Consider the following 8,155-nt stretch of genomic DNA (forward strand, 5'->3'; position numbering starts at 1 on the left):
AAAAGTATTTTTGCCAATATAATATGCACAAAAAATTTGTAAGCATTCAGCTATGAGCAATTAGCAATCAGATGCCTGAATGTAAATTTTTAAAATACATTTACTGTGAATAGCTATCGCTTTTAGGGAATAAGGAATAGGCAATAGAGAATAGGCAATAAGGAATAGGCAATAGAGAATAGGCAATAGAAAAAAAATATTTTTGCCAATATAATATCCACTCCAAAAACTTGTAAACATTCAGCTCTTGGAATTAGCAATCAGATGCCTAAATGTAAAATTTTAAAATATATTTACTGTGAATAGCTAAGGTATTCAAATCTGCTTTGATTGAGTCTGGTAATTACGTCTTTATAAGACTACAATTTTACTTCATTTCCTATGAAGTTAATGGGTAAGCATTCAGCTATTAGCAGTCAGCTCTCAGCTTTTTAATAAATGAAGCAAGCATGAGCTTTTATCCATACTTTTAATTCTTTGAAATTACGAATATGCCAATTCCTTCTCTCAAAATAATGAAGTTTATAGTTTAATGCTCACTGCTGAATGCTGAAGCTAATGGCAAAAATAATGCTCATTGAAAATGTGTATTAGCAACTCATAAGTCATAATAATTTTCCTTTGCATGAGGTACACAAAAATAAGTTGTTTAAATGCACAACAGATTAATAGCTGAAGCTGAATGCTTACAAAAATTTCGCTCTACTCCCTAATCCCTAATCCCTACTCCCTACTCCCTACTCCCTACTCCCTACTCCCTAATCCCGATTTTTATAAATTCAGTATCTTAATCATCTTCTTTGAGAGTAATTGAAAGGTTTTCAAACCATCCTTTTTGCCAAAAGAAATAAATTAAACCAACAGCAGTAATAAACATTATTAACAAGCAAAATGGATAACCATAACGCCAATTTAATTCTGGCATATTCCAAGGAGATACTTCTGGGTTGAAGTTCATACCATAAACTCCAGCTATAAAAGTTAATGGAATAAAAATTGAGGAAATTACAGTTAGTAGTTTCATAACTTCATTCATTTTATTGCTGACTGAAGATAAATAAATATCCATTAAATCTGAAGCTAAATCTCGATAAGTTTCGACTATATCTCTCAGTTGAATTGTATGTTCATAACAGTCTCTAAAATAAACTAATACATCAGGACTTATTAAGTTTGTACCATCTCTAATCAGAATATTAATTGCTTCTCTTAATGACCAAATAGCTCGACGGAGTGTTAAGAGTTCTCGCCTCAGTTCATAAATTTTTTGCATGCTGTGGCGAGCGGGGTTAAATACTATTTCATTTTCTAATTTTTCTATCCGTTCCCCATATTCTTCTAAGACTGGAAAGAAACCGTCAATGATTGTATCTAGTAAAGAGTAAGCTAAATAATCTACTTTTTGTTTCCGAATAATACCTTGATTATTTTTGATTCTTTCTCTTACTGGTTTGAGACAATCATCTTCGGGTTTTTCTTGCACTGTGATTAAATATTTTTCCCCTAATATAATGCTTATTTGTTCTTTTTCAAATGGTTCAAAATCTGAGTTTATTCTCACTATCCAGGTAATAATTATGATTTGATTGTTGTCATGGATAATTTTAGGTCTTTGGGGAACGTTAACTATATCTCCGATAATTAGAGGATGTATTTGAAATACTTTTGCCATCTGTTGCCAAGCAATTTTATTACCTAAACCAAGCATATCGATCCAAGAAACTGAATCAGATTTGAGGTAGGGAATACAATCTTCGGGATTTGATATTTTTATTTGGTTGACTGTATTTTCTGTATAGTCTATTAAAGTTATTTCTGGTGGTAAAGCATTGGGTTCTAAATCAAGATTACCAGGTAAATCTTCTGGGTTGTCGTAATAATAGTCAAGACAAGATTCTTCTTCTGATGATAATTTAGGAGAATTGGGTTGTACGTTAATTGAATCTACCATAAATTTAAAGTTAAAAGTTATTGGTTATGAGTATAGGAATCCGCGTTTATGTTGTAATATTTTATCCTAGGGGTTTGTTCTCCAAGCTCAATATAAAATGGGATTTGGAAACTAAACCCCTACAGTTTTTTTCACGGCGTTGCTGAATCAAGGTATGAAAATAAAAATTGAACAATTTGAAATAGTTGTTATTAAATAGTTTAGCAATTATCAAAAAATACAAATCATACCCAGGCATCAGCAACGCCTTTTTCACAAATCATTTCATACTACTATATGATTTTATATTCGGTGAAATATTTATAAATAAACATTTTAGGAAACAGAGAACAGGGAAATACGAAGTAGATATAAAGAGAACAAAAATAAGTATTTTTTTCTACTGATTTGCTGTAAATAGCTCTTAATCTTTCCGCTTTTTTCTCCCTTGTCACCTTGTCTTCTTTATCTAGTCAAATCAATTCAAAATTCAAAATTATTAATTCGCTCATTATAACCTCTGCCTAAAGTCATAGGCTGAAAATAAGGAAAATATTTTTGAATTTTTCGTTCTAAAGAACCAGGCTTGAATTCTTAATTAAACAATTATTGAAATTCACTTAGAACCAAAATTTTTGAACTTTGAATTTTGAATTTTGAATTCAAAAAATGGTCACAATCAGAAATTAAAAAACTTCCCTTTATGAATCTTCCCGACTCCCGACTTCCGACTCCCGACTCCGTACTTCCTGTTAATAAAAATATCCTTTTTTTAAGTAATGGTCATGGAGAAGATGCCCATAATTGTCAAATTATTAAAGCCTTTAGAAAAATTTGCCCCGATATAAATATATCAGCTATGCCTATTGTTGGTTCTGGTAATAGTTATAAAAGTTTAAATATACCAATTATTAGTCCTACAGCTAATATGCCATCAGGAGGATTTTTATATCTCAATCCTTTGTTATTATTTAAAGATTTGGGACAAGGATTAATTAGTTTAACTTGGCAGCAGTTACAAACTATTTGGAAATTTGCTAAAAATTGCGATTTAATTATGGCTACTGGAGATATTGTAGTGGCAGCGATCGCTTATTCGACAAAGCTTCCTTATATGGTGTTTCTTTCTGCTGATTCTAGTTATTATGAAGGTCGAATTAATTTGGGTTTAATCTTGCCGAAGTTACTAAATAATTCTCGATGTTTAAAGGTTTTTGCTAGAGATGCTTTGACGGCAAAAGATTTAAACCGACAAGGAATTAATAAGGCAGAATTTGTTGGTACGCCAGTGATGGATAATTTAACTTCAACAGGGAAAAATTTACAGCTTAAACCGGAATTATTTACTATTGCTATTTTGCCTGGTTCTCGGTTGCCGGAAGCTGGTAGAAATTTATGTTTGTTGTTGAAGCTAGTCAGAGAAATTGTCAAAGTTATGGGAGAAAATGTTTGTCAGTTTCGAGCTGCGACTGTGCCGATTTTAATGTCTGAACTAGAGGCGATATCTACTTCTGAAAGTTGGGAATATCGAGGAAGCAAGCTAACATTTTTAAATCAGGAATATGCAATAGAAGTAATTTGTTATGAGGATGCTTTTGCAGATATTTTACAACATTCAAATTTGGTAATTGGTATGGCTGGAACTGCAATAGAACAAGCTGTTGGATTAGGAAAACCTGTAATTACTATTCCTGGAGAAGGTCCGTCATTTACTTATCGTTTTGCAGAGGCTCAAACTAGACTTTTAGGATGTTCGGTACAGGTTATTGGTAATAAAGGTGCTAATAGTTTTATTCTGCAAGAAGCAGCTAAAAAAGTAAAAGAAACTTTGGTAGATAAAGAGTATTTAGAAGCTTGTATTCGGAATGGTTTAGAAAGGATGGGGAAAGCTGGTGCTAGTGAAAAAATAGCTAATTATCTTGTCGAATATCTAAGTTAGAAAATAAAAATAAATTAGCTTAGTATGTAAACATTCAGGTAATCAGCTAATTTCTTACACAGGAACTGCGTTATCAGCTATTACTTGTATTACTTGATTTCCTTTAGATAGGGAATTAGTATTGATAGATTTAAGTAAAATTAAAAGTATTGGAAAAAACTGACCTTTACCTTAGAGTATATATTCATTATTTATGAAATAACTAATAGTTTACTGCCAGCTACCTGAATGCTGACCTTCGTATTTTTTGCTTAACTATAAGTATTAATTCATAGAAAAACTTAATTGCTAAACATATAATTTTTTCTAGCTTTAAATTATTCGCAGATATTATATAACGCGATAAACCACCACAATCATCATTACCATCCAAAATAGTAGGAATTAAAATTTCCTGATACTCATACATCTTAATGTGTTGGTTTGAAACAGCTTCTACAGTTGTTTCTGTATCACCACTACTAATAATATTGGCAATAATTTTTCCTTTATTACGCTCCCAAACAACTCCCCAAAAACCATCATTACAATCAGCATCACCTGTATTAAAAACCATCCGTAGTGGCAATAATAATCTATCCACTCCTACGATATCAAAATCAAACCAGTAGTATCTTCCCATATTATAATCTGGATGGTCTAAATGATGTTCAGGAATATTAGGACAGTCAAGGTACATAGCTGTACTGCAACAACCTAAAATATTAACTATACGAATAGGCATAAACATTTCGTCTTCATTAAATATCCCCTTTTCGTTGAAGGCTATCTTTAATAACTCTGGTATTTCTAGACTAAAGTCACCTTCAATAGGAGATAGTTTATTTATACAGGTTTGCCACATAATTCTTCCTAATATTTTGAGATAATATTTGCCTATTATAGAATTAGTTTGAAATTTTAGTCAAGCAATAAGATTAAATTAGGTTTATGCTTTATATTGGCAGTTCAAAAACAAACTAGAATCGATTTTTTTAAGCTATTGAGACTGACACAAAATAGAGTCATAAAATACTTTCAAATATATATAAGTAAGGTCATTAAATAATTAACAATTAACAATTAATAATTAATAATTATTAAAAAGAATAGGATTGGTAAAAAGGAATTTTTTTGTTTTTTTCTCCTTGAAAGGAGAGGCTTTAAACCTTAATTTTTCGGTAAATTTATTACTCACTAACTAGGGTTTCAAGAGTTCCTTATAAGGGATAGTTCCAGGAGAGGGGGAGGGGCAGGGGGGAGAGGTCTTCCGAGTTGCTCAATTATCCACAAAATAAATCTAGATGTGCTACTACTACTAGCATGAAACGCTTAAAATGTAGACCTTTTTAGAACAAACTTAAACCCAAAAAAAGCCTTATTTTTGTTGTGTTTATTGCATCAATCAAACCTACGCTTATTCCAGCATTTTAACTGTGTCAGTCTACTACTATTCTTTGACATAAAATTGTTAGAAACGACAAATTGATTCTGGTTGTATAGGACAGTTTTTTTGAGCAACTGGGTTATTTCGTAGGTACAGCGATCGTAATTTTTTCAAAGTCGATAAAGAACTAACATCTATTATTTTGTTGCGACTTAAATCTAGTAAAGTGAGGTTACTTAAAGTTGATAAAGAATCTACTTTTGTAATTTGATTAAAAACTAAAATCAGAGATTTGAGTTGATTTAAACTAGAAAGATTTGAGACTTCTGTGATGTAGTTATCGCTGAGGCTAAGAAAAGTTAAATTAGTTAGATTAGAAAGAGGCGAAATGTCACTAATTTGATTTCGATATAAATGCAGACTTGTTAGGTTTGTGAGGTTAGAGAGAGGGGAAAGTTTCCCGATATTATTATCGTTAAGATGCAGGTGAGTTAGATTGGTTAAAGTTGCCAGAGGAGTAATATTTCTGATGCGATTAACTCCTAAATTTAGTTCAATTAATTGGGTTAAGTTGGAGAGGGGAGATACATCTTCTATTTGATTAAAAATTAATTTGAGATGAGTTAGTTTGGTTAAGTTGGATAAGGGAGATAAATTTTTGATATTATTATCGTTGAGAGTGAGGTGAGTTAGGTTGGTTAATTTAGATATGTCAGAAATATTTCTGATTCTATTACCATCCAAAGATAAATTAGTCAGTTTTGGTAGTTGAGATAGGGCGGATAATTCGACAATTTGATTATCATTTAGAGCAAGTCGAGTGATATTTTTGAGACTGGATACTGGGGCAATATTCCTAATACGATAATTGCTGAGGGAAATAAAGGAGAGGCGAGAAAGTTTTTCATCTGCTTCAACGCAATTTTCAGTTCTGGCTTTCTGCAAAAGAATTTTAACTGTATGTTGGGCAGTGGGAGAAATATTAGTTTGATTTAAACACCATTCTCTAAAGGTAGAAAAATTTTTTGGGGAGATAGAGTTGGCTTTTGCGGAGTTTTCCCTTAAGAGTATTGTGAAGCAAATATAAATGCCAAAAAAGATGATTTTGAGTTTTTTCATTGCTATTTATATTTCAAAATTTTGTTGATGTTACACTAGGCGCGATAAATTTTTATACAAATATTTAGACTGTTTATATAGCAATCCTAAATAGGTTGTAAGATTTTATCGTAGGGGTTTGGTCTCCAAATCCCTTAGCGCTTGGGGAAAGGAGACCAAACCCCTACAGCTTTTTTTCACATCTCATTTCTGATTGTTATAGTAGTCAATAATTATTAGTAAGTATTCAGCTATTTCTAGCTCTCTTATTATAATTTTTTATATCAAATCTGTTTGCTTCAGGGTGTTATAAGAAACCGGGTTGATGGAAGATAGATATCAATAGTAGGAAATTTTATATAAACCCGGTTTCTCTGCTTCATTGGCTTCAGGATGTTATAAGAAACCGGGTTGATGGAAGATAGATATTAATAGTAAGAAATTTTATATAAATTAAATTTATCTACTTTATTCATACCTAAACTACCGAATTTAATATTACCATGAACTAATTCTATTCAGAAATACTACTATTCTACTCTTCCATATCTTGCCACAACTTCACCTCCACTATTAGTTAACCAAGCCCACATTTGATCGCCGTGAGAAAAGTGCCACCATTCCTGTGGATGCTGCTGAAACCCCCCAGACAACATTACCTCTGCTAATAATTGTCGATGTTGATGATATTTTTGAGCTTCCTGATCCTGACGCTCTAAAAAATGATTGGGATAAGAGCGAGGGGATAACTCATCAATGGGAGAACCCATATCAATAGTTTTGCCATTAGCATCAACCAAAGTTACATCTACAGCAGCACCAGTGCTGTGAGATGGTGGTGTAGTCGAATCTAGACTAGGAGTTGCCCAAAACTGATAAACTAGCTCGAAAATTTCTTGACGTTTTGCTTCAGTCAAAGACGGACTATCTAATGTTAAACCTTGAGCTTTTAGTGTTTCTGCAAAAGTGTAATTTACCATAAATTGTTGTACGGCAATAGGGCGATAAGCATCAAATATTTGGATGTGACAACCAGGATAATTTTGTTGTAATTTTGTTTGAGCTATTATCAAACTATCCAATACTTTTTGACGTAAAAAATAAGGTGAATTTGTTTGAGAAAGATGATAGGGCGCACCTAATTTTTGATAGGGATGGGGTGATTCAATGGCAAATAATTCTAAGGGAATTGGAATTAATGGTTCGTGACATTCTTGGATTTTAATTTTGTGGTAAGGCTTCATATATCAGTTATCAGTTATTAGTTATCAGTTATTAGTTATCAGTTAACAGTACCTCCGAATGAATTTGAAGGAAAGAAAATCCGAAATTTCCTTTTTAGAAATCAATTATTAATAGTCAAGTTTTAATTTTAATAATTATATAATACCAAGGGTAAAAAAGGAACGTTAAAAATTCTGATTATAGACAATAGGGAAGAACTTATAGAAATTCCTAGCCAACTTTTATCATGGGGTAATTTTATATTAAAATTAAAAGTTTATTTGACTAAAGAATTTTTCCACCAACTTCTGAAAGGATGGCTTTTTGGAGGTGAATATCTTCCTTTTTTTTCAACTGCATTTAAAGCTTCAGATAGTTGTGGAAAATCGATCTTTGCTTTCTCAGACCAATACTTATATCATGTCCGGTTGAATAGTTATAAATAAAAATGGAGGAGTCAGGAGTCAGGAGTCATATAGAATCCGGGTAATTAGTTATCGTATTACTCAGGATTAATGAGTAAGGAGTAATGAGTAAGGAGTAATGAGTAAGAAAGGAAATGAAAATGCATAAATTTTTAAATTCGTATTTATGCTTA

5 protein-coding genes are annotated in these 8,155 nt (G+C 31.9%); 1 reads left to right on the forward strand and 4 read right to left on the reverse strand.

Features of this window, described 5'->3' with window-relative positions; all coding sequences use genetic code 11:
• Positions 1 to 787: 787 nt before the first annotated feature.
• Positions 788 to 1,951, reverse strand: a complete 1,164-nt coding sequence (gene corA / locus F6K40_RS03100; RefSeq protein ID WP_293131222.1) for a magnesium/cobalt transporter CorA — start codon at positions 1,949 to 1,951, stop codon at positions 788 to 790.
• Positions 1,952 to 2,579: 628 nt separating this feature from the next.
• On the opposite strand from corA, the gene F6K40_RS03105 reads away from it, so the two are divergent.
• Positions 2,580 to 3,869 carry a lipid-A-disaccharide synthase-related protein gene (locus F6K40_RS03105; RefSeq protein ID WP_293131226.1) on the forward strand — a complete coding sequence of 430 codons (1,290 nt, stop codon included), beginning with the start codon at positions 2,580 to 2,582 and terminating at the stop codon, positions 3,867 to 3,869.
• Between the two features lie 220 nt (positions 3,870 to 4,089).
• Here the strand turns inward: F6K40_RS03105 and F6K40_RS03110 are convergent, their stop codons facing one another.
• From F6K40_RS03110 to F6K40_RS03120, 3 genes are all read right to left on the reverse strand, one after another.
• Positions 4,090 to 4,713 (reverse strand): hypothetical protein, encoded by a 624-nt coding sequence (locus F6K40_RS03110; protein ID WP_293131229.1) that lies wholly within the window; start codon positions 4,711 to 4,713, stop codon positions 4,090 to 4,092.
• Positions 4,714 to 5,319: 606 nt separating this feature from the next.
• Complete coding sequence (locus tag F6K40_RS03115) at positions 5,320 to 6,354, reverse strand: leucine-rich repeat domain-containing protein (RefSeq protein ID WP_293131232.1); 1,035 nt, start codon at positions 6,352 to 6,354, stop codon at positions 5,320 to 5,322.
• Between the two features lie 509 nt (positions 6,355 to 6,863).
• Positions 6,864 to 7,577, reverse strand: a complete 714-nt coding sequence (locus tag F6K40_RS03120; RefSeq protein WP_293131235.1) for a M15 family metallopeptidase — start codon at positions 7,575 to 7,577, stop codon at positions 6,864 to 6,866.
• Positions 7,578 to 8,155 lie beyond the last annotated feature (578 nt).

The organism is Okeania sp. SIO3I5 (assembly GCF_010672085.1).
In the GTDB taxonomy this organism is placed as follows: Bacteria; Cyanobacteriota; Cyanobacteriia; order Cyanobacteriales; family Microcoleaceae; genus Trichodesmium.

What these genes read in the sequence shown, in the direction of transcription:
- corA (WP_293131222.1), bottom strand. Translation starts at nt 1,951, where the DNA reads ATGGTAGATTCAATTAACGTACAACCCAATTCTCCTAAATTATCATCA.
- F6K40_RS03110 (WP_293131229.1), bottom strand. Translation starts at nt 4,713, where the DNA reads ATGTGGCAAACCTGTATAAATAAACTATCTCCTATTGAAGGTGACTTT.
- F6K40_RS03115 (WP_293131232.1), bottom strand. Translation starts at nt 6,354, where the DNA reads ATGAAAAAACTCAAAATCATCTTTTTTGGCATTTATATTTGCTTCACA.
- F6K40_RS03120 (WP_293131235.1), bottom strand. Translation starts at nt 7,577, where the DNA reads ATGAAGCCTTACCACAAAATTAAAATCCAAGAATGTCACGAACCATTA.